A 26,327-nucleotide genomic window follows, 5' to 3' on the forward strand; every position below is an offset into this window, starting at 1 on the left:
ATTTTAACAAAATTTAGCCAAAACTACCCATTTCTTTAAAATTAAGATGAAAGAACTTCAATATTTAAACAAATATTTTGTCAAATATAAATTCCATTTTTTATTAGGAATTTTAATCACTATTATCGCTCAAATTTTCTCCTTATTCACACCGAAGCTAGTGAGTCAGTCTTTTCAAGCGATAGAGAGTTTTCATGCAGATAAAATGAGTAGTGATTTGATCAAGTCCGAATTGATTGAAAACATCCTCTGGATTATCGGAACAACATTAATTGCCGGCGTTTTAACTTTTTTGATGCGACAAACCCTTATCGTAATGTCGCGTCACGTAGAATTTGACTTGAAAAACGAAGTCTTCAAACACTACGAAGTATTAGACCAAAACTTCTACAAAAAAAACCGTACCGGTGATTTAATGAATCGCATCAGCGAAGATGTGGCCAAAGTACGAATGTATGTTGGTCCGGCAGTGATGTACACTATCAATACTTTTATTCGTTTTACAGTAGTGATCATTTATATGTACAATGTCTCGCCTTTGCTAACTTTATACACCATTTTGCCTTTGCCGATTTTGTCTTTTATCATTTTCCGATTGAGTTCAGAAATCAATAAACGAAGCACCACTTTCCAACAATATTTATCGAAGATTTCAAGTTTTACACAAGAGATTTTCTCCGGTATACGAGTCGTCAAAGCCTATGCTTTAGAAAAGCAATACCAAGAAGAAATTGTCGATTTGGCCAAAGAAAGCAAAACCAAAAGCATGAGTTTGGCGCGAGTACAATCGCTCTTCGGTCCGCTGATGATTGCTTTGATTGGGGTAAGTAATTTGGTAGTGATCTATTTTGGCGGATTGATGTATATAAAAGGCGACATCAAAAGCATCGGCACTATAGCCGAGTTTATCCTTTACGTGAATATGTTGACTTGGCCTGTGGCATCTATTGGTTGGGTATCGTCTTTAGTACAAGAAGCGGAAGCCTCTCAAAAAAGAATCAACGAATTTTTAAAAGTCAGTCCAGAAATCAAAAACAAAGCCAAAGACAATACCAAAATTGAAGGCGAAATCGAATTAAGAAACGTCAGCTACACCTACGAAGATACCGAAATTACAGCGCTGAAAAACATCTCTTTCAAAGTCAAAAAAGGAGAAACACTCGCCATTTTAGGCCAAACCGGTTCCGGAAAATCGAGCATACTGTCTTTGATTACCCGTATGTACGATATCAAAGAAGGACAGATTACCATAGACGGAAAAGCCATTGATGACGTTAATTTATACGACTTAAGAAACAGCATTGGTATAGTGCCGCAAGACGCCTTTTTGTTCTCGGATACGATTAAAAATAACATCAAATTCGGGAAAGAAAACGCCACCGATGAAGAAGTGATTGACGCTGCTAAAAAAGCAGTGGTTCACGACAATATTATCAACTTTAACCTGCAATACGATACTATCCTGGGCGAACGCGGCATCACCCTTTCGGGCGGACAAAAACAAAGGGTTTCCATTGCCAGAGCCATCATCAAAAATCCGGAAATTTTGTTGTTTGACGACTGTTTATCAGCGGTAGATACGGAAACTGAAGAGCAAATTTTAAACAATCTCCTTCAGATTTCTAAAGATAAAACCACTATCATTGTAAGCCACCGGGTTTCATCAGCCAAAAATGCCGACAAGATTATCATCCTCGAAGACGGACAAATTATTCAAGAAGGTTCTCATAATCAATTAATAAACCAACCGGGGTATTATGCCGACTTATATGTAAAACAACTTTCGGAAAAAGAATTAAATTAAATTGTTGTTTCGTAACAAAAATTTTACCATTTTTGAACTGTACAGAAACCTTATTAATTGACCGAAAGAATATGAGAGAAAATGATATGTTAGAAAAAGACGAGATTTTTTCTAAAGTTTTAAGAGCCGGAAGAAGAACCTATTTCTTCGATGTTAGGGCTACCAAAGCAGATGATTACTATATTACCATTACTGAAAGCAAAAAGTTTACTGAAGAAGACGGTTCGTTTCACTTTAAAAAACACAAAATTTATTTGTACAAAGAAGATTTCGCAGCCTTTACTGAAATTTTAGAAGAAATGACAGCCTACGTATTAAACCATAAAGGTGAAGAAGTAATTTCGGAAAGACACCAAAAAGACTTTAAAAAAGAATACCATAACGAAATAAATGAAGAAACCAAACCCATCGATAAAAGTTTCACCGACATCGATTTTGATGATATATAACTACTTAAGTAATTAGTAATTAGTGACTAGTGATTAGTGACTAGTAGAAAACAAGTCCGAAGCTGAAAGGTTTTGGACTTTTTTTTATGCGATTCGCAATCCGTTTTCGGCTTTCAAATCGGAAGTCAGCAAAACAATATCATTCTCTGCACCAACAGAACCCAATACCAAACATTCGCTCATAAAGTTGCCGATTTGTTTCGGCGGAAAATTTACCACTGCTGCAATTTGTTTGCCCAACAAACCTTCTTTCGAATACCGTTTGGTGATTTGAGCCGAAGATTTCAGCAAACCGATATCCGGGCCAAAATCTATGACCAATTGATAAGCCGGTTTTCGGGCCGCAGGAAAATCAGTAGCTTCCAAGATGGTACCAATTCGAATATCAACTTGTTCAAAAGTACTCCATGCCAATAACCGCTCTTTTGTATTTTCCATATTTCTGTATTGTTTTGACACAAAAATAATGATGAAAATTGATTTTGTATAGTATTTGTATGGTTGTTGTGAGCAGAAAAGTTGAATATATTTAATACTTTTAGGTTTTAATAAATGACCCATAGGTTTATCACATGAAAATTGCCTTATTCACCAATGAATTTCCGCCCAACATTTATGGCGGCGCCGGAGTACATATCGATTTTTTAAGTCAGGAATTGGCCAAGTTGGGTAAAGTTGAAGTACGCTGCTTTGGTGACCAAGAATCGGTTACCGACACTATGACCGTGCTTGGCATTCAATCTTCGCTTACCAAACCTAATGACTCCGATAATTCACACCTCAAAATGTTTCATAATTTGAGCAAAAATGTCGAAATGTCGCAACATACGACTGAGGCTGATGTAATCCATTGTCATACTTGGTATACCCATTTGGCCGGTATTTTTTCCAGAGAATTGCTACAATCGCCATTAATATTAACCACTCATAGTTTGGAAACGCATCGCCCATGGAAAGTGGAGCAATTGGGCAATGGTTATTTTTTGTCCCGATGGATTGAACATCATGCTTACAATACAGCAGACGGAATTATAGCTGTGAGCGAACAAATGAAAACCGATGTCATCGAAGCTTATGGCGTAAATCCCGAAAAAGTGACCGTTATTCACAACGGTATCGATCCTGATTTTTATGCCCCAACTTTTGATCCTGATTTATTAAATGAATATGGAATCAATCCTGATGTTCCGTTTGTGCTTTTTGTAGGTCGGATTACCCGTCAAAAAGGAATTTCGCAATTGATTGCTGCAGCCAAGTATTTCGACGAAAATTGCCAAATAGTACTTTGTGCCGGAGCTCCGGATACACCCGAAATTGCCAAAGAAACCGAAGCCTTAATCAGTGATTTAAAAACCCATCGGAAAGGTGTCATACTGATTTCTGAAATGCTACCACGCGAGAAAATCAAAGTACTGTACAGTCATGCTCGCGTTTTTGCCTGTCCGTCATTATACGAACCGTTCGGCATCATCAATCTCGAAGCCATGTCCTGCGAAACTCCAGTAGTTGGATCGGCTGTAGGCGGCATACCCGAAATTATTGTGGAAGGTGAAACGGGTTATTTAATTGAATTAGAAAGCCTTTCCCGAACCGATTTCAATCCGAAAGCCCCGGAAGTATTTCAAAGAAATTTTGCAGCCAAAGTAAATCTATTATTGAAAGATGAAAATTTAGCCCTCCAAATGGGTAAAGCCGGTCGGAAAAGAGTTTTGGAAAAATTCAGTTGGACCGCCATTGCCAAAACCACTTATGACTATTACGAAGAAGTCATCAAACGATTTGAAAAAGAAAAAGCCTAAAAGTTAACCACCAAACGATAAGATTATGATTAACAAAAGTACACTCGCCATTATTTTAGGTGGCGGACAAGGTTCAAGATTAGCACCGCTAACCCAAACCCGTTCCAAACCGGCGGTTCCGATAGCCGGAAAATACCGCTTGGTAGACATTCCGATTTCTAATTGTATCAATTCAGAAATTAAAAGGATGTTTGTGTTAACCCAATTCAATTCGGCTTCCTTAAACCAGCACATCAAAAACACCTATCATTTTAGCCATTTCAGTACGGCATTCGTTGATATTTTAGCGGCCGAACAAACGCCCGACAACCCAACTTGGTTCCAAGGTACAGCCGATGCCGTCAGACAATGTATGCACCATTTTATGAACCACGAATTTGATTATGCGCTTATTCTTTCCGGAGACCAATTGTACCAAATGGACTTCAATAAAATGATTAATGCCCATGAAAAAAGTGGTGCCGATATTACCATTGCTACCTTACCGGTTACTGCCAAAGAAGCGCCTGAATTTGGAATTTTGAAGACCGATTCCGAAAATTACATCACTTCATTTATTGAAAAACCTCATGCCGATTTATTGCCTCAATGGACTTCGGAAGTAAGTCAGGAATCACAAGCAGAAGGCAAAAATTATTTGGCTTCCATGGGAATTTATATTTTCAACAAAGATTTGCTGGTAGATTTAATGAAAAATCCCGACACCAAAGATTTTGGCAAGGAAATCATTCCGCAAGCTATCGGCAAACAAAAGATACTGAGCTATCAATATGAAGGTTATTGGACCGATATTGGAAACATCGATTCTTTTTTTGAAGCCAACTTAGGATTAACCGATGACATTCCAAAGTTCAATCTTTTTGACAATTCCAGTAAAATTTATACCCGTGCACGTGTTTTACCGCCGTCTAAAATAACCGGTGCTTCTACCATAGACAAATCGGTCATTGCTGAAGGTTGCATTTTAAACGGGGTTACCATAGAACACTCCGTGATTGGCATTAGAAGTCGCATAGGTTTTGGCTCAACCATTATAAATTCTTATTTGATGGGAAATGACTACTATCAAAATTTAGAAGAAATCAGAACCAATACTTTACAAGGTATCATTAACATCGGCATTGGAGAACGTTGTTATTTTAACAATACCATAATCGATAAAGATTGTCGTATCGGAAATGACGTGAGACTCAATGGCGGAAAACATTTAGAAGACACTAACACGCCTTTATACACAATAAAAGACGGTATAATCGTAGTTAAAAAAGGAGCAATTTTGCCTGACGGATTTTTGGTATAGCAAAATTAATTATCGGAAACCAATACCTTTTCTTCTTCCATTTTTGAAATGAAAAAGGCATCAAAAATGGTCACTCCGTTTTGATTAAGGTGATTGTCATCGTAAAAATGAAGACTGTCGTCTAATTTTATCATTTGGTTGAAGTCGTAATAACTTCCTCCTGATTTATGCTGCATTAACTTAGAAAATTCAGGATAATTCAACTTGGATTGATACAATCTTTTGGTCAAAGGCATGTGAACCAAGACAAAAGGAATCTTACGGTCACGAAGCATTTGGAGGTTTTGTGTAAAAAAACGGAGTTGTTGCTCATCCAATTGATACCGAACTTTATCGTATTGCTTATCTGAGGTTAAAGTAGTGATTTCCTTTTCGACAAAACCACCGGAAATATAGGTGTCTTTAGCCCTGACAATTGGCTCTTTAAAGTTTGCATTGGCATTGGTAATTTGCTTGTACAATGCAAAAATCAGCGTGTTGTAGGTCTTCACATTATTGACTTCCACAGCCATTTTGCAGGAATCCCAATTGATGCTGTCGTTTGAAATAACATCTAAAGCCGATTCCACGCCATCGCTGCCGAAAATCTCGGGGTTAACATCGTACACTACCAATTTGGGTTGAAGTTTATCTAAATATCTTTGAAACAAAATATGGGTCTGAATTGGTGTTTGTATACTCGAACCCAAATTAAAAGTATGATACCCTTTGTCTTTAAAAATTCTGACATCAAATCCTCTATAGGCATGCGAAGTACCGATGAAAAGGATATCGACATTTTTGTAGTCTTTAATTTCCTTAATTTTAGAATGCAGATACCCGTTAGAACCCAAGCGATAATTGAGTACATTTCTGAAATGATAAGGCGCAAATTCACCAATCACACAAACCATTAAGCAGTAAGCCATTGCAAAAAATGACAGAAACAAAACAAATTGTTTAATAAACTTTTTCATGCTAAAATTGGAAGTAAATAAATGGTGTTTCTTCTGTTACCATAAAGGTGAAAATTAAAAACAATAAAACCGTATAAAATCCCCAGCGTAAAATTCGGAACCGCAGAAAACCTAACTTTTGAATGGCAAAATTATTAGCCCTGCCCAACCATTCTACGGTTATAAAAAAAGCCAACAGAACTATTAAATATATCGGAAATTGTGTCGGCATGGTAAACAATTGTTCCGTAAACATCGATGTCAAATACTGAAAAGCGTGAGACAAATCGTTGGCTCTAAAGAAAATCCAGGCGATTACGGTTAGTGAAAAAGTCACTGTCATTTGAAATACTTCCTTCAGATTCGGCAAATACCTTCCTTGTGCCACTACATCTAAATTAACGCGGTTTTTATTGGCTAACAACAGTGGCAAAAAATAAATGGCATTGAGCAAACCCCAAACAATGAAGGTCCAATTAGCACCATGCCAAAAACCGCTGACTAAAAAAATAATGAACGTGTTTCGCACTTTTAAGCCAATTGAGCCTTGACTTCCGCCCAAAGGGAAATACAGATAATCGCGAAACCAAGAAGACAATGAAATATGCCATCTACGCCAAAACTCGGCTATGTCTCGAGAGAAATAAGGGAACTTGAAATTTTGTAGCAATTCAAACCCAAACAATCTGGCCGTTCCTAAAGCAATATCGGAATAGCCCGAGAAGTCGCAATAAATTTGGAAGGTAAAAAACAACGCTCCGAGTGCCAAAGTACTTCCGGTTTCATCGGCAGAATTTTCGAATATAACGTTCGCAAATTTGGCACAGTTATCGGCAATGACCATTTTTTTAAACAAACCCCATAATATCTGACGCAAACCATCAATGGCTTTGCCATAATCAAAGGTTCTTGGTTTTTCGACTTGTGGTAGCAAATGCGTTGCTCTTTCTATCGGACCGGCCACCAATAAAGGAAAAAAGCTAACGAATAAGCTGTAGTTTACCCAATTGTCACAAGGCTTAATTTTATTGTTATACACATCAAACACATAGGACAAACCATGAAAAGTATAAAATGAAATCCCAACGGGTAAGATAACATTTAAAGTAGAATAACTTTGTTGGATGCCAAAACTGCCTAAAAAATCAGCAAAAGATTCGACAAAGAAATTGTAATATTTAAACACGCCCAGAAACCCTAAATTAATGCCGACACTTAGAATCAGCCACTTCTTTTTGTGGTGAAGCGATTGCGCAATCTTGTGTCCGCTGTAATAGTCTAAGGCAGTAGAAAAGATTAATAGAAACAAAAACCTCCAATCCCAACAACTGTAAAAATAATAACTCGCTGCCAGCAACAATACATTTTGCCACTTTAATGCCTTAGCAAAGAAAAACCAATACAAAACAAACACGATTGGCAGAAAGAAAGCAAAATCAAGCGAGTTGAATAACATTTAAAAAAACTTTTTTCAAATGTATTATTTTTAAAATAAAAAAACACCCCGAAGAGTGTTCATTACTATTGAGAGGTTAGATAGTTGTAAATTTTCTGCCCTTGCGCATCATTTAATCCGGCTTTTTTCTGCATGTCTAATACGATAGGTTTCCATTGTTCCGCATTGAAATCATTAGCTTTGTACAAGGAATGACAATTGGCACAATTGTTTTCGTAAAGGGATTTTCCTTCGGCTAATTCCGCTGTCAATGTTACCGCAAATTTTATTTCTTCTTTAGGAGTTTCAACCGTTGGCACTGTCGATTTCGATGCGCAAGAATAAATGATTGTGGCCAAAACAGCCAAGGTTAGTACTTTGTATTTCATGATTTTTAGTTATTGGTTGAAGTAAATGTAAATAAAAATCCCAACCGTAAAAGATTGGGATTCAGTTTTAATCAAATATTAATTTTTAGCTCGTGCCAATTGAAACCTTACTTAACGTCCATCAATTCCACATCAAAAATCAAAGTAGCATTTGGCGGAATTACTCCTCCGGCGCCGCTGGAACCGTATCCTAAATAAGACGGAATCACGAAACGCGCTTTATCGCCAACTTGCAACAAGGCAATCCCTTCATCCCAACCTTCGATAACATGACCCTTTCCAAGAGGAAATTCAATGGGCTTTTTGCGGGGATAAGATGAGTCAAATGTCTTCCCGCTTTCTAATTGTCCGGTGTAGTGAACAGAAACTGTTTTTCCGTTTTCTGCTTTTTTCCCGTTCCCTTTTTGGATGATTTTGTATCGCAAACCACTGTCTGTTTTATCGAAACCGGCCGCTAATTTTTCCATGGCAGCTTCGGCAGCTTTCTTGGCTTCTTCGATTCTTTTTTGACGAGAACCTTCAAAAGTTCTGAAAGACTCGATGGCATTCCATTTTTGAGCTTCGTCTCCTACTCTGACAATCTCTATGTTTTCAATAATATCGCCTTGGGCAATTTCGTTTACAATCTCTTGACCTTCTACTACGTGACCGAAAACGGTGTGCTTCTCATCTAACCAAGTGGTTGGTACGTGTGTGATAAAAAATTGCGACCCATTAGTACCTGGACCAGCATTCGCCATCGATAAAACACCCGGCTTGTCGTGACGCAAATCTACATGAAATTCATCGTCAAAATTATACCCCGGACCGCCTGAACCTATGCCTTGCGGACAACCGCCTTGAATCATAAAATCAGGAATGACTCTGTGGAATTTCAAACCATCATAATAAGGTTTGCCCATAGGTTTGGCCGAATTTTCCAATTGTCCTTCGGCTAATCCTACAAAGTTCCCAACCGTTCCCGGTGTTAAATCGTGTGTTAGTTTTACTAAAATCGAACCTTTGGTCGTATTGAATTTAGCGTATATTCCGTTTTCCATTGCTTGAATTGTTAAAAATGTGGTGCAAAGTTACTATAATATCTTGTAAATTTGGTCATCAAATAACAAACTCCGATGTTTAAAATGAAAAAAGAACCCACTGATTACCTTAACACCAACAAAGCCACTTGGAACGATAAAGTGGATGTTCATATGGCTTCCGATTTTTATGATATGGAAGGTTTTCTAAAGGGAAAATCAACTTTAAACGAAATCGAACTAAACGTATTAGGCGATGTTTCCGGTAAAAAAATATTGCATTTACAATGTCACTTTGGACAAGACACGCTTTCATTGGCGCGAATGGGTGCCGAAGTAACCGGCGTGGATTTGTCAGATAAAGCTATAGCAAGAGCTCAAGAAATAGCTCAAAAACTAAACCTTGAGTCAACATTTGTTTGCTGCGATATTTATGACGCTCCGAATTTCATCTCTAAAAAATTTGACATCGTTTTCACCAGTTACGGCACTATTGGTTGGTTTCCCGATTTGGAAAAATGGGCAAAGGTAGTCTCCCATTTTTTAAAACCAAACGGACAATTTATCATGGCCGATTTTCATCCGGTGGTTTGGATGTTTGACAATGATTTTGAAACGGTTTTCTATAATTATTTTAATGTGGAACCGATTGTGGAAAGCGAAACCGGAACTTATGCCGACAAGCAAGCCGACATAGAAACCAAAACCATCACTTGGAACCATCCGATTAGTGAGATTTTGAATAGTTTGATACAAAGTGGTTTGGAAATCAACTCTTTTAACGAATACGATTATTCGCCCTACAACTGCTTTAATAAGACAGAAGAATTTGAAAAAGGGAAGTTCAGAATAAAGCATTTGGAGAATAAAATCCCGATGGTGTATTCTATTTTGGGCACAAAAAAGTAATTACCTTTTGGAATACTCTTCCATATTCAAATCACTGTCAAACGGACTCTTAGTAAAGGGATAAACGGCTTGTTTCAAATAACCTTTCGGATAGTTGGCTTCTAACAATCCGGTGTCTTTGGGCCATGTTGCACCGGGTAAATAATACGTTCCGAACAACTTATCAATAAAAGGAAAAATAGTGGCAAAATTTTTTCCGTAATGTTCAGAATCTTTACAATGGTGCCAATGGTGGTATTGAGGTGTAGCAAAAACATATTTGAGAAAGCCAAAGTTAATTCGAGTGTTGGCATGAATCAACACCGCGTGAATGGCCATAAAAACAACATAAACATTAAATGTTATAGTTGAGAATCCAAATACATAAAGCGGAATAAAAGCCATCGATCGGGTTACAAAAATATCTACAAAATGAGTTCTCGAACCGGCCAACCAATCCATATTCTCGGTGGAATGATGAATGGAGTGAAATCGCCATAAAAAGTGGTGGCTGTGGAAAAAACGATGGGTCCAATACTGAAATAAATCAGCTATAAAAAACGCCATAAACAATTCTACCAAAAAAGGCAGATTTTGAACCCAATTTTGCAAATCTGAAAGTCCCATCCAACCAAAAAATAACTTGGCAGGTTGTTGTGTAATAGCTCCGAAAAACTGAATCAACAAATGACTAACCACAAAATAAACCAAATCGGTTCGCCATTCTTCATGAAAAGTTTTTTGCTCTTTTCGCTTAGGAAAAACCATTTCTATCGGAATAAAAATAACTGCCATTAAAAGCAAGTCTAGCAACAACCAATCCAACCCTAAATGCCATTTAGTAGCACCAACAGCTGACGGAGCTACGTTAAATCCTCCCAAAACAATAGCTAATGTGCAAAAAATCAATCCAATGAGCGCAAATTTCTTTTGCTTACTCACTATAAAACTAATCAAACCGAAAAAGAAAGAGGCTATGATAGAAGCCGTAAGTAGTATTTTCATCGACTCTCCGGTGTAAATCTCTCTGAACTCAGGTGTCGTTAACCACTCAGGATACTTAAAGCATAAAACGCCCAAAAATGATAAAGCGCCTAAAAATATTGAGGTATAACCACTGATAAAACCTTTCCCGAAATCGATATTATCTTTTACTTCCATACTGACTGTGTTTGCTGCGAATATAGAAAAAGTTCAATTTGAATAAGGTTTATTTTATCAACAAATCATTATACCTATCTTTGCACATTATTTATCTCCATGCGAATAGACATCATCACCATATTACCCGATTTATTGCGAAGTCCGTTTGAAGGCTCAATCATGAAACGCGCCATCGAAAAAGGATTGGTAGAAGTGCATTTTCACAACCTCAGAGATTACACCACCAACAAGCAAAAAAGCGTAGACGACTACCAATTTGGCGGTGGCGCCGGTATGGTCATGATGATACAGCCTATTGACGATTGCATCACGCATTTGAAAAGCCAAAGAACTTACGACGAAATCATTTACATGTCGCCCGACGGCGAAACCTTGAACCAAAAAATGGCCAATACCATGTCGATGTACGAGAATATTATTATTCTTTGCGGACATTATAAAGGCGTGGACCAACGCGTTCGAGACCATTTTATTACCAAAGAAATTTCGATTGGCGATTATGTACTTTCGGGTGGAGAAATTGGCGCCATAGTGTTTTGCGATGCGATTATTCGTTTGATTCCGGGAGTTTTGAGCGATGAAACTTCGGCTTTAACGGATAGTTTTCAAGACAATTTATTATCAGGACCAATCTATACCAGACCAGCCGATTACAAAGGTTGGAAAGTCCCGGAAGTCTTGACCAGCGGTCATTTTGCCAAAATAGAGAAATGGCGTGAAGACAAGGCATACGAACACACCAAAAACAGACGCCCTGACTTGCTTGAAGAGTAGAAAAAGTTGTGAGTTAAGAGTTAAGAGCGAGTAGACCAGTCTATAACAATTTGACTTCTAATACTTTACACTCTTCAAAAAACCTAAAAAAAATTCATAATTCATAATCCATAATTCGTAATTCTTTTCTATCTTTGCCCCCACATTTGACCAACCTCTGGCGAAAACCGTGAATGTTGCTCAGATTTTAAACCATAATAGTTTTTAAAAATGGCAAATTTAGTAGATTTCGTTAATAACGAATTATCAACAAAAAAAGATTTCCCTGTTTTCGGTGCCGGTGATACTATCACTGTTTACTACGAAATTAAAGAGGGTGAAAAAACAAGAACTCAGTTTTTCAAAGGTGTTGTTATCCAAAGAAAAGGTGCAGGATTGACTGAAACTTTCACAATCCGCAAAATGTCAGGTGCTGTTGGTGTAGAGCGTATCTTCCCAGTAAACATGCCGGCATTACAAAAAGTAGAAGTGAACCAAAGAGGTAAAGTTAGAAGAGCTCGTATCTACTACTTTAGAGAACTTACCGGTAAAAAAGCAAAAATCAAAGAAAGAAGAAGATAATTCTAAACTTTGTACTTATAAAAACGCCTCGATTTTATCGGGGCTTTTTTATGTTTAAAATTTAGCCTGAAAAATTATCATTTTACCAAAATACACACTACAGATTGTCATTTTGCTAATTTAAACTCCTCAAATTGTCAATTTGATAATTCAATCGATTTCGCTCAAAACCAATCGAGCGTAATAGTGATTTACTTATATTTGTTTGCTTCAAAATAAGCACTTTCAAACAACACAACACCAACAAACAATACGAATAAAAAATACTACAATGACACAAAAATCGAAAATCCATTACACGCTTACCGATGAAGCGCCTATGTTGGCCACTCATTCGTTCTTACCTATAGTACAAGCCTTTACAACCCCTGCCAATATTGATATTGAATTGAGAGATATTTCCCTTGCCGGCAGAATACTAGCCAACTTCCCTGGTTATTTAAAAGAAAACCAAAAAGTAAACGATGCTTTAGCAGAATTAGGCCAACTGGCGACAACGCCTGAAGCCAACATCATAAAATTACCCAACGTTTCGGCCTCTATTCCACAGTTAACCGATGCTATTGCCGAACTACAAGCGCATGGCTTCGCAGTTCCGAATTACCCCGACAATCCCACAAACGATGAAGAAAAAGCCATCAAAACTTCCTATGCTAAAGTTTTGGGCTCAGCCGTAAACCCGGTTTTACGCGAAGGAAACTCTGACCGTAGAGCACCGAAAGCGGTAAAAAATTACGCCAAAGCCAATCCGCATTCGATGGGCGCTTGGTCTAATGATTCTAAAACCAAAGTGGCTTTCATGACCGAAGGTGATTTCTACGGTACTGAAAAATCGGTTACTCTGGAAAATGCTGCCCAATTCAAAATTGAATTCGTCAGCAAAGACGGTTCAACTAAAGAATTAAAAGGCCTATCTGCTCTAAAAGCAGGTGAAGTTATTGATTCTTCAGTAATGAATTTAAAAGCCTTAAAAGCCTTTGTTGCTCAAACAATAGAAGAAGCCAAAGCTGCAGGCGTTTTGTTATCTGCGCACTTAAAAGCCACGATGATGAAAGTATCCGACCCAATTATTTTCGGAGCCATGGTCGAAGTATATTTCAAAGATGTTTTTGCTAAATACAGTGACGTTTTCAAATCGTTAGGCTACAAAGCCGATAATGGCTTAGGCGATTTATACGCCAAAATTGCCGGCCATCCGAAAGAAGCCGAAATCATTACAGCTATTGAAACAGCGATAGCCAACGGACCGGCACTTGCCATGGTGAATTCTGACAAAGGCATCACTAACTTCCACGTGCCTTCTGACGTAATCGTAGATGCTTCCATGCCGGCGATGATCAGAACTTCGGGACAGATGTGGAACAAAGAAGGAAAAGCACAAGATACTTTTGCCCTAATTCCGGATCGTTGTTATGCCGGACTTTATGTAGCCACTATCGAAGACTGTAAAACCAACGGCGCATTAGATCCAAGAACAATGGGTTCGGTTCCGAATGTAGGTTTGATGGCGCAAAAAGCGGAAGAATACGGTTCACACGACAAAACATTCCAAGCAGAGGCAGACGGAACTATGCGAGTAACAGATGCTGATGGCAATGTTTACATGGAACAAGCCGTTGAAACCGGAGACATTTTCAGAATGTGCCAAACCAAAGATGCACCTATCCAAGACTGGGTGAAATTAGCCGTTAACAGAGCTCGTTTGTCTGCAACCCCTGCCATTTTCTGGCTAGATGAAAACCGTGCACACGACCGTGAAATCATTAAAAAAGTAAACTTATATTTAAAAGATTACGATACTACAGGATTAGACATCCGCATCATGAATCCGATTGACGCGACTAAAGTAACTTTAGACAGAATCCGCAAAGGTCTAGACACTATTTCAGTTACCGGAAACGTTTTGCGCGATTACTTAACCGATTTATTCCCAATTTTAGAAGTCGGCACTTCGGCCAAAATGCTATCTATCGTTCCATTGATGAACGGCGGTGGTTTATTTGAAACCGGAGCCGGTGGTTCTGCACCAAAACACATCGAACAATTTATTGAAGAAGGTTATTTGCGTTGGGATTCGTTAGGCGAATTTTTAGCATTAGGCGCTTCCTTAGAACATTTGGCTCAAACTCAAAATAATACTAAAGCCATGGTTTTAGCAGAAGCTTTAGACGTAGCCACAGAAAAATTCTTAGCCACCGATAAATCTCCGGCACGTAAAGTAGGCCAAATTGATAACAGAGGTTCTCATTTTTATTTAGCAATGTATTGGGCAGAAGCTTTAGCAACGCAAACCAAAGATGCCGAATTGCAAGCCAAATTCACGCAAATCGCAGCTGAATTAAACGCAAACGAAGCGAAAATCAATGAAGAGCTAATCGGAGCACAAGGAAAACCTCAGCAAATTGGCGGTTACTACCAACCTTCAAAAGAACTAACTGATAAAGCCATGCGACCAAGTCAAACCTTCAATACTATACTTTCGAAGTTAGTATAAGTCGGTTACATCATAAAAAAAGCGTCTCCATCGAGACGCTTTTTTATTTTTGTTCTTCTAAGTTTCCATCATTTTTAAGAATAATCAACTTCGCTCTTACTCCGGTAGTTAAGTTCCATTTATTAGAAGTAATCATTCCTTTCTTTTCATCATAAATTACAAATTGAGCCGTATTTGGTCCGGAAGCACCTTGATTCATTGCTTCAATTTCAATTTTATTGATCCCTTCATTCAAATCCAAAAAGATTTCTTTATAATCTAAATCCAATAATACACCATCCACTACTATTCTGTCATTTAGCCAAATGCGAACAACATCACCATCGGGAGCTTCGTGATCACGACAAGCAATACTGATTATTTTGGTTCCCGTTTTGAACTGACCTAAAAAACTATCACTCTTAAACCGCTCTAAAATCTCACCGTCGCTGTTCTTTTTGTTCATCCTATCAGTATACTCTTTAGAGGGATTGGCAAACTGCTCTTGCTCCATGATACTTTTTTCAGGTTCAATTTTTCTATTAAGCAAAGAAACATTATCCAGCAACTTGTCTTTCTTGTCAAAAATACTTGGGTAAGTGATCGATTTTGAGGAGGTTGGAGCTACCTGACCGGTTGGATTGGTTACCGGCGCAATCTTTATAGTCTTTTTTGGCAACTCAAATTGTGAGTAACCCTTTCCAAAAGACAACAATAATATAAAAGAAAGCAAAGCCTTCATAACACAATTTTTTTCAAAGATAAATGTATTTAATTAAATCAAAACTCCAATTTTAAATTAACCAAAGATTAACAAATGATTAGTAGCAAGTCGAGCATTTTATTAAGAATTTTGCAACATAACCTAACCCTATGACAAAAAATACTTTTACTATTGTTTTGATACTCTTGTTGAGCGTATCGCTCCAAGCACAAAAAAAGTTCACCGTCAGTGGTGTAGTGGCCGATGAGAAAAACAAAGAAACTTTGATTGGTGTTTCGCTTTTTGTGGAAGAAACTAAAACCGGTTTAGTAACCAATGAATACGGCTTCTACTCAATCACTTTACCCGAAGGCGAATATACTGTATCCATTAACTATATGGGCTATCAAACGGTAACCGAAAAAATCAAACTCAACCAAGACCTTAAAAAAAACTTTTACCTTAACGTAAGTAGCCAACAATTAGACGAAGTAGTCATTGTAGACAATAAAAAAAGAGTCGATATCCGTAAACCGGAAATGAGCGTCAACAAACTCACCATACAAGAAATCAAAGAAATGCCGGTGATTTTTGGAGAAGTCGATGTGTTGAAATCAATTCTAACTTTACCCGGAGTTACCAATGCCGGCGAAGGCCAATCGGGTTTCAATGTTCGCGGTGGCGCAGCAGACCAGAATCTGGTGCTCTTAGATGAATCGACCATCTACAATTCCTCTCACTTATTTGGACTGTTTTCGGTTTTTAATCCTGACGCAATCAAAGATTTAAAACTATACAAAGGCGGTATTCCGGCACGTTTCGGAGGCCGATTGTCTTCCATATTAGATATTTATCAAAAAGAGGGCAACAAAAACGATTTCCACATGAACGGCGGTATCGGACTAATTTCAAGTCGCATTTTAGCCGAAGGTCCAATCGTAAAAGACAAAGGCTCTTTCTTGGTAGCCGGTCGCGGTTCTTATGCGCATTTGTTTTTAAAACTATTCAACAACCCAAACTCGGCTTACTTTTATGATTTGAATACCAAATTGAGTTATTCCATCAATGAAAAAAACAACATTTACCTTTCGGGTTACTTCGGACGGGATGTGTTTCAACTTAACGACAGCTTTGTAAACACTTACGGAAATGCCGTAATCAACTTCCGCTGGAATCATCTGTTTTCAGACAAACTATTTTCCAACCTTTCCATGATTTATTCTGATTATTATTACGGATTACGTCTGGATTTTGTTGGTTTCAATTGGGATAGCGGTATAAAAAACTACAACATCAAATATGATTTCAAACATTACATTTCCGATAAATTCAAATTAAACTACGGTTTACAATCGCATTATTACGACTTCAATCCCGGAAAAATTGAGCCTACCGGAGAAGATTCAGGCATCAATCCTGAACAATTAGACAAAAAATATGCTATGGAGAATGCCATTTATGTGGATGCCGAACACCAAATATCGCCCAAAATCTCCCTTTCTTATGGTGTTCGTTTGAGCTCTTTTTTACGATTAGGTCAGCAAACGTTGAATATATACGAAAATGACCAACCGGTAATTTTCAACCCGGATTTCCAAATCTACGAAAGCGCGGAACCAATCGGCACAGTAAGTTACGGCAAAAACAAAACCATAGCCAAGTTCGACAATTTGGAACCACGTTTTGCGATGTCTTATGTTTTAGATGATTCGCAATCGATTAAAATTGGTTACAACCGAATGACTCAATATTTGCATTTGATTTCCAACACGCAATCACCAACTCCTCTAGATGTTTGGGCACCAAGCGACCGTTATCTAAAACCGCAATTGCTCGACCAAATCGCTTTAGGATATTTCAGGAATTTCAAAAACGATTTGTATTCACTTGAAGTTGAATCGTTTTTCAAAAAAATTAAAAATCGAGTAGATTACATTGATGGCGCCAACTTGATAGCTAACGAAGCCGTTGAAAGAGTGGTTTTAAACGGAAGAGCAAGAGCCTACGGTTTAGAAGTCTTGTTCCGAAAAAACTCAGGCCGTTTCAAAGGTTGGGTTTCCTATACTTTATCCAGAACTGAACAACAAGTAGCCGGAAGAACTCCGGAAGAAACCGGAATCAACAACGGAAATTGGTACAAAACCGGCTTTGATAAATTGCACAACTTAGCAGTGGTAGCCAATTACAAACTCAATGAAAAATGGCGTTTCAGTGCCAACCTCATCGCTCAAACCGGCCAACCGGTAACTTTCCCGAATGGCCAATACCAATACGAAGGGATTACAGTTCCGGTATTTAGCGGTCGTAACGAAGAAAATTTACCAACTTATCATCGCTTAGACGTATCAGCCACTTTAACGCCGAGAAAAAATAAAGACCGAAAATGGCAAGCCGAATGGGTTTTCGGAATTTATAATCTTTACAACAGACAAAATGCCGCTTCAATTACTTTTCGCCAAAATCAGGAAACAGGTTCTAATGAAGCCCTGCGTTTATCAATATTCGGAATAGTACCAAGTGCAACCTATAACATCAAATTTTAGATTATGAAATCTTCTCATTACATATTATCATTTCTCTTTTTACTAACTTTTACTGCATGTGAGAAAGTCATTGATGTTGATTTAAACACCGCCGAACCTAAATTAGTTATAGAAGCTTCTATCAATTGGTATGCAGCAACAGCAGGGAACGAACAAAAAATTAAACTCTCTACTACAAGCGGATACTTCTCTAACGAAATTCCGAAAGTGTCTGACGCAATTGTTTTTATCACCAACAGCACCAATCAAGTTTTTGATTTCTTTGAAGATCCTAGTGAATTAGGCACTTACAAATGCACTAATTTTATTCCGATAGTAAACGAAACTTATACGCTTACCGTTATTCACGAAGGTGAAACTTACACTTCTACCGAAAAACTTTTAAACACTCCTACAGTAACAAGGGTTGAACAGGAAAATGACGGTGGTGTTTTGGGCAACGAAATCGAAGTGAAGTTTTATTTTGACGACTTGGTCAATGAAACCAATTTTTACTTCCTAAGAATCGACGATCCCTACAAAGTCATTCCTGAATACGGCGTAATTGAAGACCGATTCTTCCAAAACAACGAAATGTTTGGTTTGTATTTCAGCGAAGACTTAAAACCGGGTGACACGCTTACTTTCACCTTAAACGGCGTAACTCAGGGTTACTTCAACTATATGGATGTATTGTTGGAACAAACCGGAACCAACAGTATGGGACCATTTTCAACCCCAACAGCAACAGTCAGAGGAAACATCATCAATCAAACTAACTTTGACAATTTCCCTTTGGGCTATTTTCGTTTGAGTAAAACCGAAGTTTCGGAATACGTGATTCAATAAAAGTACGAAGTAAAAAGTACAAAGAACGAAGTACGAAATACAAAGTACGAAATACGAAATAGGAAGTAACGAGTGTTTTAATTACTTTTACACTTCGTACCGCTAACTTCTAACTTCGTACTTCAATGTCATCACATCATATCGTTCGAGACGACCAAGAACCGGCATTAATTATTGCTAATGGCGAAATGTGCAGTCCGGAATTATTAGGGCAACTGCTCGAATGGTCGCCATTAGTAATTGTTTTAGATTCTGCCATAGAACGCGTTTTGGAACTAGGCATTAAAGTCGATGTCCTTTTAGGTGATTTCGATCGTGGGTTTGACCCGGAATACTACAAAGCAAAACAATACCCGATTGAAATTGTGTACACACCCAATCAGGACAAAACCGATTTGGAAAAAGCCTTTGATTACTTAATCGATAAAGGCCACAAAGCCGCCAATGTAATCTGGGCAACCGGAAAACGCGCCGATCATACCATCACCAACTTAACCAATATAGTGGCCTACCGAAATCAGTTAAAAATTGTAATCTTAGATGACCATTCTAAAGTTTTTTTACTGCCGAATGTTTTCGAAAAATGGTATACCGCCAACACTATACTGTCTTTAATTCCTATTGGAAAAGTCAGCGGTATTTCGACTCAAAATCTTTTTTATTCCCTTACCAACGAAGACCTAACCATAGGCTACCGAACCGGAAGCAGCAATCATGTAATCAACGACGGCATCGTCTCGATCACCCATAACAAAGGTGATTTGCTGTTGATGGAATGTTGGGATTAGGACAAAGGACGAAGGACGAAATACAAAGTACGAAGTACGATGTGGGAAATGGTAAGTGAAAGCTTAAATGTTGATTTTTTATGACAAATGATTTGAAACAAAGGACAAAAAGATTTGCTCTGGATTGTTGGATTCTATGTTCACAATTACCTAAAACGAGAGAATTCAATGCTTATGTAAATCAACTGATAAGAAGTTCTAGTTCGGTCGGGGCTAATTATAGGGCTGCACAAAGAGCTAAATCGTCTGCTGATTTTTTGAATAAACTTAAAATTGTTGAGGAAGAAATTGATGAAAGTGATTATTTTTTGGAGTTACTTTTCGAAGTTTGTCTAATCGAAAAATTAGATTTTGAACCAAACTTTCAACCTTTAATGAAAGAGTCAAAAGAACTAACTGCCATTATTGTAGCGGCTATAAAAACTACAAAAAGTACTATTCAAACCAAATAAAACTTCGTACTTTGTACTTCGTAAATCGTACTTAAAATATGAAATTCCAAGTTGTCTCTGAATACCAACCTACCGGCGATCAACCGCAAGCCATTGACAAACTCGTCAAAGGCATTGTTAGTGGCGAAAAATACCAAACCCTTTTAGGGGTAACCGGTTCGGGAAAGACGTTTACCATGGCCAATGTAATCCAAGAAGTGGAAAAACCAACACTGGTTTTGGCTCACAATAAAACCCTGGCCGCTCAATTGTATTCGGAATTCAAACAATTTTTCCCGAACAATTCAGTACAATATTTCGTTTCTTATTACGACTACTACCAACCCGAAGCTTACATCCCGGTTACAGGCGTTTTTATTGAAAAAGATTTGTCCATCAATGACGAGTTAGAGAAACTTCGCCTAAGCACCACTTCTGCCCTATTATCGGGACGCAGAGATGTTTTAGTGGTGGCTTCGGTTTCCTGCTTGTACGGTATCGGAAATCCTGTCGAATTTCAGAAAAACGTGATTTCGATTGAAAAAAATCAAATCATCTCCCGAACCAAATTGCTCCATAGACTAGTACAAAGTTTATACTCAAGAACCGAAGCGGAATTCCTGCCGGGTACGTTCCGCATCAAAGGAGATACCGTAGAAATTTTCCCGAGTTATGCCGATGAACCGTTCCGCGTACACTTTTTCGGCGATGAAATTGAAGAGATTGAAGCCTTCGACGCTAAATCTTCTAAAGTCATCGAACGCTACGAAAAACTCAATGTTTATCCCGCCAATATGTTCGTGACTTCACCCGATGTGTTGCAAGCTGCGATTTGGGACATCCAACAAGATTTGGTCAAACAAGTCGATTATTTCAAAGAAATCGGCAAACATCTAGAAGCGAAACGCTTGGAAGAACGCACTAATTTCGACTTAGAAATGATACGCGAATTAGGCTATTGTTCGGGCATTGAAAACTATTCAAGATATTTAGACCGAAGACAACCGGGAACAAGACCTTTCTGCTTACTCGATTATTTTCCGGACGATTATTTAATGGTGGTAGATGAAAGTCACGTAACGATTTCTCAAGTGCACGCCATGTACGGCGGCGACCGTAGCAGAAAAGAAAACTTAGTCGAATACGGTTTCCGATTGCCCGCCGCTATGGACAACCGCCCATTGAAATTTGAAGAATTCGAAAGCATGCAAAACCAAGTGGTCTATGTTTCGGCTACTCCGGCTGACTACGAGTTGCAAAAATCGGAAGGTATTTATGTAGAGCAAGTCATTCGCCCGACCGGTTTATTAGATCCGATTATAGAAGTGCGTCCGAGTTTGAATCAGATAGACGATTTAATCGAAGAAATACAGCAACGTTGTGAAGTCGACGAACGCGTTTTGGTTACGACCTTAACCAAAAGAATGGCGGAAGAACTGACGAAATATTTAACGAAAGTCTCCATTCGTTGCCGCTACATTCACTCAGATGTAGATACTTTAGAGCGCGTAGAAATCATGCAAGATTTGCGTAAAGGTTTATTCGATGTACTGATTGGCGTGAACTTACTCAGAGAAGGACTCGATTTACCCGAAGTTTCCTTAGTAGCAATTCTAGATGCTGATAAAGAAGGTTTCCTGCGCAGTCATCGTTCGCTAACGCAAACCGTAGGCCGAGCCGCACGTAATGTAAACGGAAAAGCAATCATGTATGCCGACAAAATCACGGCTTCGATGCAAAAAACCATAGACGAAACGAATTACCGTCGCGAGAAGCAAATGAATTATAATACCAAACACAATTTGGTACCAAAAGCTTTGAACAAAAGTTTAGGCAATGCCTTGAGCGGCAACTCGGTTTCGACCCAATATTTTGAAGACAAAATCGCCAAAGCTGCCGAACCTGAAAGTCTGTATTTATCCAAATCGGAAATAGAGAAGAAAATTCGTGAAGCCCGAAAAGCCATGGAAAAAGCGGCCAAAGATTTAGATTTTATGCAAGCCGCAAAATACCGAGATGAGATTCAAGCGTTGCAAAATAAACTGTCGGAAGCGTAATGAAAAGTATCTTTGCTAATAAAAACGAAGTACCAACCGAAATCCAACTCGAAGAAGCTTTGGGTGAAACTCACAGCTGTTGGAAGGAATTGGTAAAACATACGCTAACCCTATATTCCGAAGCTACCGGTCAATGGCATTATTCAGGCGAAAAATTTGGTTGGAGTTACCGCATCAGCGATAAGAAAAGAGTCATTATTTATTTATTACCAAGAGACCATTTTTTTAAAGTCGCCTTTGTATTCGGTCAAAAAGCCACCGATGCTGTTTTAGAATGCCAAATTTCCGAATCGATTAAAAGCGAACTCACTGCGGCAAAGCCTTATGCCGAAGGTCGAGGAATTCGAATAGACATCACTAATGCAACCCTGCTAAACGACATCAAACTACTAATTAACATTAAATTAAGTAAATAATTATTTACAAAATATTATTTTTTGTACTTTTATTCTTATCTAAATTAAAGATTATGAATTGGAGTGCGAAAGTAATCAGACATTATGAAGAAGAACGAATTGGCATTTACTTTGAAAAAAATGCAGAAATTCTGATAAAGGTGAAGGAGTTTGATGATGTAAAATGGAGTCAGTCGAAGCAAGTTTGGCACATCCCGGACACAGAGGCCAACCGTCGTTATTTTGGTATTCCGACCAAATTAGAAACGCTACCCAGCGAAGAAGGCATTCGTAATTTGGAAAGTTTCAGGCTTTGGATGCGGTCGAAAAGGTATAGCGAGAGTACGGTGACTACCTATTTTAATGCGGTGAAAGTTTTTTTGATTTACTACAAACACAAAAGCATTGCCATGATAGACAATGATGATTTTGTGTACTTCAATAACGACTATATATTAAAGAACAACTTATCGGCTTCCTATCAAAACCAAATTACAAATGCCATAAAATTGTTTTTCAAAACTGTTCAAAATATGGTTATTGATATAGATATCATTCATCGTCCGAAGCGAGCCAAAGTCTTACCCAATGTTTTGAGCAAGGAAGAAGTAAAAAAAATTTTAGAAACGCCAATCAACTTAAAACACCGTGCCATGTTCAGCTTGATATACAGTTGCGGCTTGCGTTGCGGCGAATTATTAGCTTTGAAGTTAAACGATATTGATTCGAAGCGAAACATTGTACTGATTAAAAATGCCAAAGGCAAAAAAGATCGGATTGCTCCATTGAGTCCGAAAATATTGGAATTGCTTCGTACTTACTTCAAACTATACAAACCCTCAACTTATTTATTTGAAGGTCGTATCAAAGGTACGCCCTATGACAGCAGGACATTACAACAAATTTTAAAATTGACCATTCAAAAAGCCGGCATTGACAAACCAGTAACTTTACACTGGTTGCGCCACAGTTATGCCACTCACTTACTGGAAACTGGAACTGATTTGCGATATATTCAGGAACTCTTAGGTCACAACAGCAGTAAAACTACAGAGATTTACACCCACGTTAGCACAAAGAGTTTACAACAAATTCGCAGTCCGTTTGACGATTTATAATAAAATCCCTATTTTTGAACGATACACGCATTCAATAGCGACTATACAACCCAAATTGGGTGTATACTCGCTATAAAATAGCGAGTATAAAAGAGTTATAAGCCATTTTCACAAATTTCGCTATTTAAATCACGTATGAGAAAAATAATTAAAAATTACATTACTTTTTTTATTGCAGTCGTTGGCTTTATTGGAGGGCTTATTTGGGGAGCAAAAGCAGAATGGGAAGAACAGGAACCAATAATTCTTTTAATCGTGTCTTTTATTGAGTTAATTGGGTTTGCACTACTCTATGATGATAGCGAAACAGACACTAAACCGTTTCAAAAAATTTATGTAAGTGGTGATATTGTATATGGTGATAAAATGCCAAAAGTAGAGAAAGAAGCTTTTTTAGATATTTATGATTCAAATTCAAAACCTAATCCTTACTTTAGATATGAGAATAATTCTCTGGATTTTCAATATGTTGTTAATGCTGTTGGTGATTCTATAGCTTATATTGTTAGCACAACATTTACTCTGGTTCAATTCAAAGATGGATTACCTATTGATTTCAAAATTTTCGAAACAAAAAAATTAACTGGTGATGATTTAATACATAAAGACAAACCTCATTTTTTCGGAAAACAAAATGGAAATTTACCTATCGAACTACTGAACAATTTATTTATAGTTATAGATGTAAAATACCTAAACCAAGACAAATCTTCTGAGAAAATTTTGCGTAAAATTTATTCTATAGATATCAAATATGTCAATAGAAATATTCCGCAAGCTTCCGCTGAACAATATTCATTAATTTCAAAATACTTATCTGAACAAAAAAACACTCTAGGAATAACGTTTAAACTAAATGATTAAAACGGCTTATAACAGCGGCTATCAGCTATTGCTGGTTTTTCTTGAGTTGAACCATTTTTTTCACGTAAAAAGTTTATCTTAGCAGACAGTACGCAGTTCGTTGGCGTCGCAACAGACCGATAGCCGCGAAACGTTATGTGGCATTTTAAAGACAGACACCACGAATGATAATTGAAGCAGAAATAATAAGTCAACCATATTCAGGAGAATACACCGAAAGAATTTACGACAATGAAAGTGCGTGGAATTCTCAAAGTTGGACTTTTATAAAGTTTACCAATGACGACTATTCAGAATGGTGCGGACAATTTCGTGGCTTCCCAAGACAAGTTGGAGTTTCGAAATTCAGAGACATTGTTTTAGTTTTAACATCGGACTACTTATTTCAACTTGACAGAAAAACTGGCGACCTGAAAGAGTTGGAAGACCAACCGCAATATCAAAACTTGACAACAACACCAAATGGTGACTTTATTCTTGCTGACTATTACAACTTTGAGAAAGTTACGACAAGCATAAAACAAAGAGAGCCAATTGAAAGCCCAATTCAAATGGACATAATTGAATTCAAAAAATGGGACAATGAAAAACTTGAATTTACTTGTGACGAATTTTTAAATTGGGACAGACACTTAACAATGACCTACAACAGTGAAACGAACAAGATTGAAATAAAAAACGCCACATAACAGCGGTTTCGCGCTATTGCTGGTTTTTCTTGAATACAACTCATTTCTTCACGAAAATATTTTATCTTAGCAGAAAGTACGCAGTTCGCTGGAATCGCAACAGACGCGAAGCCGCGAAACGTTAGCAGCAATACAAACACACAAACTTAAATATATGGACGATTTTTTTAAAGAAATGACAACACTCAAATGGTGGATAAGCGTAGCTTTAGTAGGCGTAATTCTAAATATCTTTAGTTCATATTTAAAAAAAATAATAGACAATTTTTTTGGAAAAATATCCAATAGAGTTAAACAAAGGAATCTTAAAAGAGATCATGAAAGAAACGAATTAATAAAATATTTAAAATCAAATCCTAACGAACGATATGTGTTAGGTTTAGAAGAGTTAAGATGTAGAATAAGATCAGTCACTTTCATTTTATTATCATTTATGATGACTTTCTTTAGTGAACTATTTCCTCAAAAAATTGCTAAAATCTCATGTCTTATTTTAGGACTTATAATATTATTTATAGGTATGGCTGACCATAATGAGGCAAGTAAAAAAGCTCGTGTTTTAGAAGATTTAAAAAAAGAATAGAAGTACTGCTGCTAACAGCGGCTATCAGCTATTGCTGGTTTTTCTCAAATACAACTCTTTTTTTCACGTAAAAACTTTATCTTAGCAGACAGTACGCAGTTCGCTGGATTCGCAACAGACCGATAGCCGCGAAACGTTAGCCGACATGCGCAAATATTGCGCTGAAAAAAATATCTCAAAAATAATTTCCCAATTTGGGAACTTTTGTTTGCCTTTGGAAAAAATTAGAAGAATTGAGAATAATTTCGAAAAAAATATTGCGTGATTTTTGGGAAGCTCATGCTGATTCTGAACAACAACTAAAAGCTTGGTTTCAAGAAACTAGTAATGCTGAATGG

General features: G+C 37.6%; 25 protein-coding genes. 18 read left to right on the top strand and 7 right to left on the bottom strand.

Going from position 1 to position 26,327, the window contains the following annotated elements:
- Positions 1-46: 46 nt before the first annotated feature.
- Positions 47-1,804, top strand: a complete 1,758-nt coding sequence (locus ACIQ32_RS02395; protein WP_396194061.1) for an ABC transporter ATP-binding protein — start codon at positions 47-49, stop codon at positions 1,802-1,804.
- 71 nt (positions 1,805-1,875) lie between these two features.
- Positions 1,876-2,253, top strand: coding sequence for a PUR family DNA/RNA-binding protein (locus ACIQ32_RS02400; RefSeq protein ID WP_396194087.1), 378 nt, complete (start codon positions 1,876-1,878; stop codon positions 2,251-2,253).
- A gap of 84 nt (positions 2,254-2,337) precedes the next feature.
- Here ACIQ32_RS02400 and ACIQ32_RS02405 read toward each other — a convergent pair whose 3' ends face one another.
- The gene (locus ACIQ32_RS02405) at positions 2,338-2,691 is read right to left on the bottom strand and encodes a tRNA-binding protein (protein ID WP_396194062.1); all 354 of its coding nucleotides are present in this window, start codon (positions 2,689-2,691) and stop codon (positions 2,338-2,340) included.
- Between the two features lie 134 nt (positions 2,692-2,825).
- Here ACIQ32_RS02405 and glgA point away from each other — a divergent pair, with 134 nt between their 5' ends.
- Together glgA and ACIQ32_RS02415 are read left to right on the top strand one after the other, a co-directional pair.
- A complete protein-coding gene (gene glgA, locus ACIQ32_RS02410; RefSeq protein ID WP_396194063.1) occupies positions 2,826-4,052 on the top strand; it encodes a glycogen synthase in 1,227 nt (408 codons plus the stop codon).
- 25 nt (positions 4,053-4,077) lie between these two features.
- Positions 4,078-5,352, top strand: a complete 1,275-nt coding sequence (locus ACIQ32_RS02415) for a glucose-1-phosphate adenylyltransferase (protein WP_396194064.1) — start codon at positions 4,078-4,080, stop codon at positions 5,350-5,352.
- A 5-nt stretch (positions 5,353-5,357) separates the two neighbouring features.
- Here the strand turns inward: ACIQ32_RS02415 and ACIQ32_RS02420 are convergent, their stop codons facing one another.
- The 4 genes from ACIQ32_RS02420 to ACIQ32_RS02435 form a co-directional block, all read right to left on the bottom strand.
- A complete protein-coding gene (locus ACIQ32_RS02420) occupies positions 5,358-6,308 on the bottom strand; it encodes a hypothetical protein (protein WP_396194065.1) in 951 nt (316 codons plus the stop codon).
- A 1-nt stretch (position 6,309) separates the two neighbouring features.
- Entirely contained in the window at positions 6,310-7,743 is a 1,434-nt protein-coding gene (locus ACIQ32_RS02425; RefSeq protein ID WP_396194066.1) for an MBOAT family O-acyltransferase, read from the bottom strand.
- 65 nt (positions 7,744-7,808) lie between these two features.
- Positions 7,809-8,111: a cytochrome c gene (locus ACIQ32_RS02430; RefSeq protein WP_396194067.1), complete on the bottom strand. Its 303-nt coding sequence runs from the start codon at positions 8,109-8,111 to the stop codon at positions 7,809-7,811.
- A 107-nt stretch (positions 8,112-8,218) separates the two neighbouring features.
- Positions 8,219-9,151, bottom strand: a complete 933-nt coding sequence (locus tag ACIQ32_RS02435) for a peptidylprolyl isomerase (RefSeq protein ID WP_396194068.1) — start codon at positions 9,149-9,151, stop codon at positions 8,219-8,221.
- Positions 9,152-9,235: 84 nt separating this feature from the next.
- On the opposite strand from ACIQ32_RS02435, the gene ACIQ32_RS02440 reads away from it, so the two are divergent.
- Positions 9,236-10,039 carry a class I SAM-dependent methyltransferase gene (locus ACIQ32_RS02440; RefSeq protein ID WP_396194069.1) on the top strand — a complete coding sequence of 268 codons (804 nt, stop codon included), beginning with the start codon at positions 9,236-9,238 and terminating at the stop codon, positions 10,037-10,039.
- On the opposite strand, the gene ACIQ32_RS02445 is transcribed toward ACIQ32_RS02440, so the two are convergent.
- Positions 10,040-11,179: a sterol desaturase family protein gene (locus ACIQ32_RS02445; RefSeq protein WP_396194070.1), complete on the bottom strand. Its 1,140-nt coding sequence runs from the start codon at positions 11,177-11,179 to the stop codon at positions 10,040-10,042.
- A 99-nt stretch (positions 11,180-11,278) separates the two neighbouring features.
- Between ACIQ32_RS02445 and trmD the strand changes: the two genes are divergently transcribed.
- The 3 genes from trmD to ACIQ32_RS02460 all read left to right on the top strand — a co-directional run bounded on the left by trmD (position 11,279) and on the right by ACIQ32_RS02460 (position 15,011).
- Positions 11,279-11,956 carry a tRNA (guanosine(37)-N1)-methyltransferase TrmD gene (trmD, locus tag ACIQ32_RS02450; RefSeq protein ID WP_396194071.1) on the top strand — a complete coding sequence of 226 codons (678 nt, stop codon included), beginning with the start codon at positions 11,279-11,281 and terminating at the stop codon, positions 11,954-11,956.
- Positions 11,957-12,166: 210 nt separating this feature from the next.
- A complete protein-coding gene (gene rplS / locus ACIQ32_RS02455) occupies positions 12,167-12,517 on the top strand; it encodes a 50S ribosomal protein L19 (RefSeq protein ID WP_396194072.1) in 351 nt (116 codons plus the stop codon).
- Between the two features lie 271 nt (positions 12,518-12,788).
- Positions 12,789-15,011, top strand: a complete 2,223-nt coding sequence (locus ACIQ32_RS02460; RefSeq protein ID WP_396194073.1) for an NADP-dependent isocitrate dehydrogenase — start codon at positions 12,789-12,791, stop codon at positions 15,009-15,011.
- Positions 15,012-15,054: 43 nt separating this feature from the next.
- On the opposite strand, the gene ACIQ32_RS02465 is transcribed toward ACIQ32_RS02460, so the two are convergent.
- Positions 15,055-15,732, bottom strand: coding sequence for a hypothetical protein (locus ACIQ32_RS02465; RefSeq protein ID WP_396194074.1), 678 nt, complete (start codon positions 15,730-15,732; stop codon positions 15,055-15,057).
- Between the two features lie 131 nt (positions 15,733-15,863).
- On the opposite strand from ACIQ32_RS02465, the gene ACIQ32_RS02470 reads away from it, so the two are divergent.
- The 10 genes from ACIQ32_RS02470 (at position 15,864) to ACIQ32_RS02515 (ending at position 25,989) form a co-directional block, all read left to right on the top strand.
- The gene (locus ACIQ32_RS02470; RefSeq protein WP_396194075.1) at positions 15,864-18,236 is read left to right on the top strand and encodes a carboxypeptidase-like regulatory domain-containing protein; all 2,373 of its coding nucleotides are present in this window, start codon (positions 15,864-15,866) and stop codon (positions 18,234-18,236) included.
- 3 nt (positions 18,237-18,239) lie between these two features.
- Positions 18,240-19,064, top strand: coding sequence for a DUF4249 family protein (locus ACIQ32_RS02475; protein WP_396194076.1), 825 nt, complete (start codon positions 18,240-18,242; stop codon positions 19,062-19,064).
- Between the two features lie 125 nt (positions 19,065-19,189).
- Positions 19,190-19,852: a thiamine diphosphokinase gene (locus tag ACIQ32_RS02480; protein ID WP_396194077.1), complete on the top strand. Its 663-nt coding sequence runs from the start codon at positions 19,190-19,192 to the stop codon at positions 19,850-19,852.
- An 80-nt stretch (positions 19,853-19,932) separates the two neighbouring features.
- On the top strand, positions 19,933-20,304 hold the full coding sequence (locus tag ACIQ32_RS02485) for a four helix bundle protein (RefSeq protein WP_396194078.1): 372 nt from the start codon (positions 19,933-19,935) through the stop codon (positions 20,302-20,304).
- Between the two features lie 38 nt (positions 20,305-20,342).
- On the top strand, positions 20,343-22,340 hold the full coding sequence (gene uvrB / locus ACIQ32_RS02490; RefSeq protein ID WP_396194079.1) for an excinuclease ABC subunit UvrB: 1,998 nt from the start codon (positions 20,343-20,345) through the stop codon (positions 22,338-22,340).
- On the top strand, positions 22,340-22,756 hold the full coding sequence (locus ACIQ32_RS02495; protein WP_396194080.1) for a DUF3788 family protein: 417 nt from the start codon (positions 22,340-22,342) through the stop codon (positions 22,754-22,756). Before uvrB ends, ACIQ32_RS02495 begins: the two co-directional genes overlap by 1 nt.
- Positions 22,757-22,809: 53 nt before the next feature.
- A complete protein-coding gene (locus ACIQ32_RS02500; protein WP_396194081.1) occupies positions 22,810-23,853 on the top strand; it encodes a tyrosine-type recombinase/integrase in 1,044 nt (347 codons plus the stop codon).
- 135 nt (positions 23,854-23,988) lie between these two features.
- Positions 23,989-24,717, top strand: coding sequence for a hypothetical protein (locus ACIQ32_RS02505; RefSeq protein WP_396194082.1), 729 nt, complete (start codon positions 23,989-23,991; stop codon positions 24,715-24,717).
- Between the two features lie 164 nt (positions 24,718-24,881).
- Positions 24,882-25,406 carry a hypothetical protein gene (locus ACIQ32_RS02510; RefSeq protein ID WP_396194083.1) on the top strand — a complete coding sequence of 175 codons (525 nt, stop codon included), beginning with the start codon at positions 24,882-24,884 and terminating at the stop codon, positions 25,404-25,406.
- A gap of 154 nt (positions 25,407-25,560) precedes the next feature.
- A complete protein-coding gene (locus tag ACIQ32_RS02515) occupies positions 25,561-25,989 on the top strand; it encodes a hypothetical protein (RefSeq protein ID WP_396194084.1) in 429 nt (142 codons plus the stop codon).
- Positions 25,990-26,327: the final 338 nt, after the last annotated feature.

The organism is Flavobacterium sp. (genome assembly GCF_044373165.1).
Lineage (GTDB): Bacteria > Bacteroidota > Bacteroidia > Flavobacteriales > Flavobacteriaceae > Flavobacterium.

Bases quoted from the DNA above. Each gene is read 5' to 3' on its own strand.
- ACIQ32_RS02425 (WP_396194066.1), bottom strand. From the start codon at position 7,743: ATGTTATTCAACTCGCTTGATTTTGCTTTCTTTCTGCCAATCGTGTTT.
- ACIQ32_RS02405 (WP_396194062.1), bottom strand. From the start codon at position 2,691: ATGGAAAATACAAAAGAGCGGTTATTGGCATGGAGTACTTTTGAACAA.
- ACIQ32_RS02435 (WP_396194068.1), bottom strand. From the start codon at position 9,151: ATGGAAAACGGAATATACGCTAAATTCAATACGACCAAAGGTTCGATT.
- ACIQ32_RS02500 (WP_396194081.1), top strand. From the start codon at position 22,810: ATGAATTGGAGTGCGAAAGTAATCAGACATTATGAAGAAGAACGAATT.
- ACIQ32_RS02465 (WP_396194074.1), bottom strand. From the start codon at position 15,732: ATGAAGGCTTTGCTTTCTTTTATATTATTGTTGTCTTTTGGAAAGGGT.
- rplS (WP_396194072.1), top strand. From the start codon at position 12,167: ATGGCAAATTTAGTAGATTTCGTTAATAACGAATTATCAACAAAAAAA.
- ACIQ32_RS02430 (WP_396194067.1), bottom strand. From the start codon at position 8,111: ATGAAATACAAAGTACTAACCTTGGCTGTTTTGGCCACAATCATTTAT.
- ACIQ32_RS02470 (WP_396194075.1), top strand. From the start codon at position 15,864: ATGACAAAAAATACTTTTACTATTGTTTTGATACTCTTGTTGAGCGTA.
- ACIQ32_RS02415 (WP_396194064.1), top strand. From the start codon at position 4,078: ATGATTAACAAAAGTACACTCGCCATTATTTTAGGTGGCGGACAAGGT.
- ACIQ32_RS02515 (WP_396194084.1), top strand. From the start codon at position 25,561: ATGGACGATTTTTTTAAAGAAATGACAACACTCAAATGGTGGATAAGC.
- ACIQ32_RS02400 (WP_396194087.1), top strand. From the start codon at position 1,876: ATGAGAGAAAATGATATGTTAGAAAAAGACGAGATTTTTTCTAAAGTT.
- ACIQ32_RS02420 (WP_396194065.1), bottom strand. From the start codon at position 6,308: ATGAAAAAGTTTATTAAACAATTTGTTTTGTTTCTGTCATTTTTTGCA.
- ACIQ32_RS02440 (WP_396194069.1), top strand. From the start codon at position 9,236: ATGAAAAAAGAACCCACTGATTACCTTAACACCAACAAAGCCACTTGG.
- glgA (WP_396194063.1), top strand. From the start codon at position 2,826: ATGAAAATTGCCTTATTCACCAATGAATTTCCGCCCAACATTTATGGC.
- uvrB (WP_396194079.1), top strand. From the start codon at position 20,343: ATGAAATTCCAAGTTGTCTCTGAATACCAACCTACCGGCGATCAACCG.
- ACIQ32_RS02495 (WP_396194080.1), top strand. From the start codon at position 22,340: ATGAAAAGTATCTTTGCTAATAAAAACGAAGTACCAACCGAAATCCAA.
- ACIQ32_RS02480 (WP_396194077.1), top strand. From the start codon at position 19,190: ATGTCATCACATCATATCGTTCGAGACGACCAAGAACCGGCATTAATT.
- ACIQ32_RS02485 (WP_396194078.1), top strand. From the start codon at position 19,933: ATGACAAATGATTTGAAACAAAGGACAAAAAGATTTGCTCTGGATTGT.
- ACIQ32_RS02510 (WP_396194083.1), top strand. From the start codon at position 24,882: ATGATAATTGAAGCAGAAATAATAAGTCAACCATATTCAGGAGAATAC.
- ACIQ32_RS02445 (WP_396194070.1), bottom strand. From the start codon at position 11,179: ATGGAAGTAAAAGATAATATCGATTTCGGGAAAGGTTTTATCAGTGGT.
- ACIQ32_RS02395 (WP_396194061.1), top strand. From the start codon at position 47: ATGAAAGAACTTCAATATTTAAACAAATATTTTGTCAAATATAAATTC.
- ACIQ32_RS02460 (WP_396194073.1), top strand. From the start codon at position 12,789: ATGACACAAAAATCGAAAATCCATTACACGCTTACCGATGAAGCGCCT.
- ACIQ32_RS02505 (WP_396194082.1), top strand. From the start codon at position 23,989: ATGAGAAAAATAATTAAAAATTACATTACTTTTTTTATTGCAGTCGTT.
- trmD (WP_396194071.1), top strand. From the start codon at position 11,279: ATGCGAATAGACATCATCACCATATTACCCGATTTATTGCGAAGTCCG.
- ACIQ32_RS02475 (WP_396194076.1), top strand. From the start codon at position 18,240: ATGAAATCTTCTCATTACATATTATCATTTCTCTTTTTACTAACTTTT.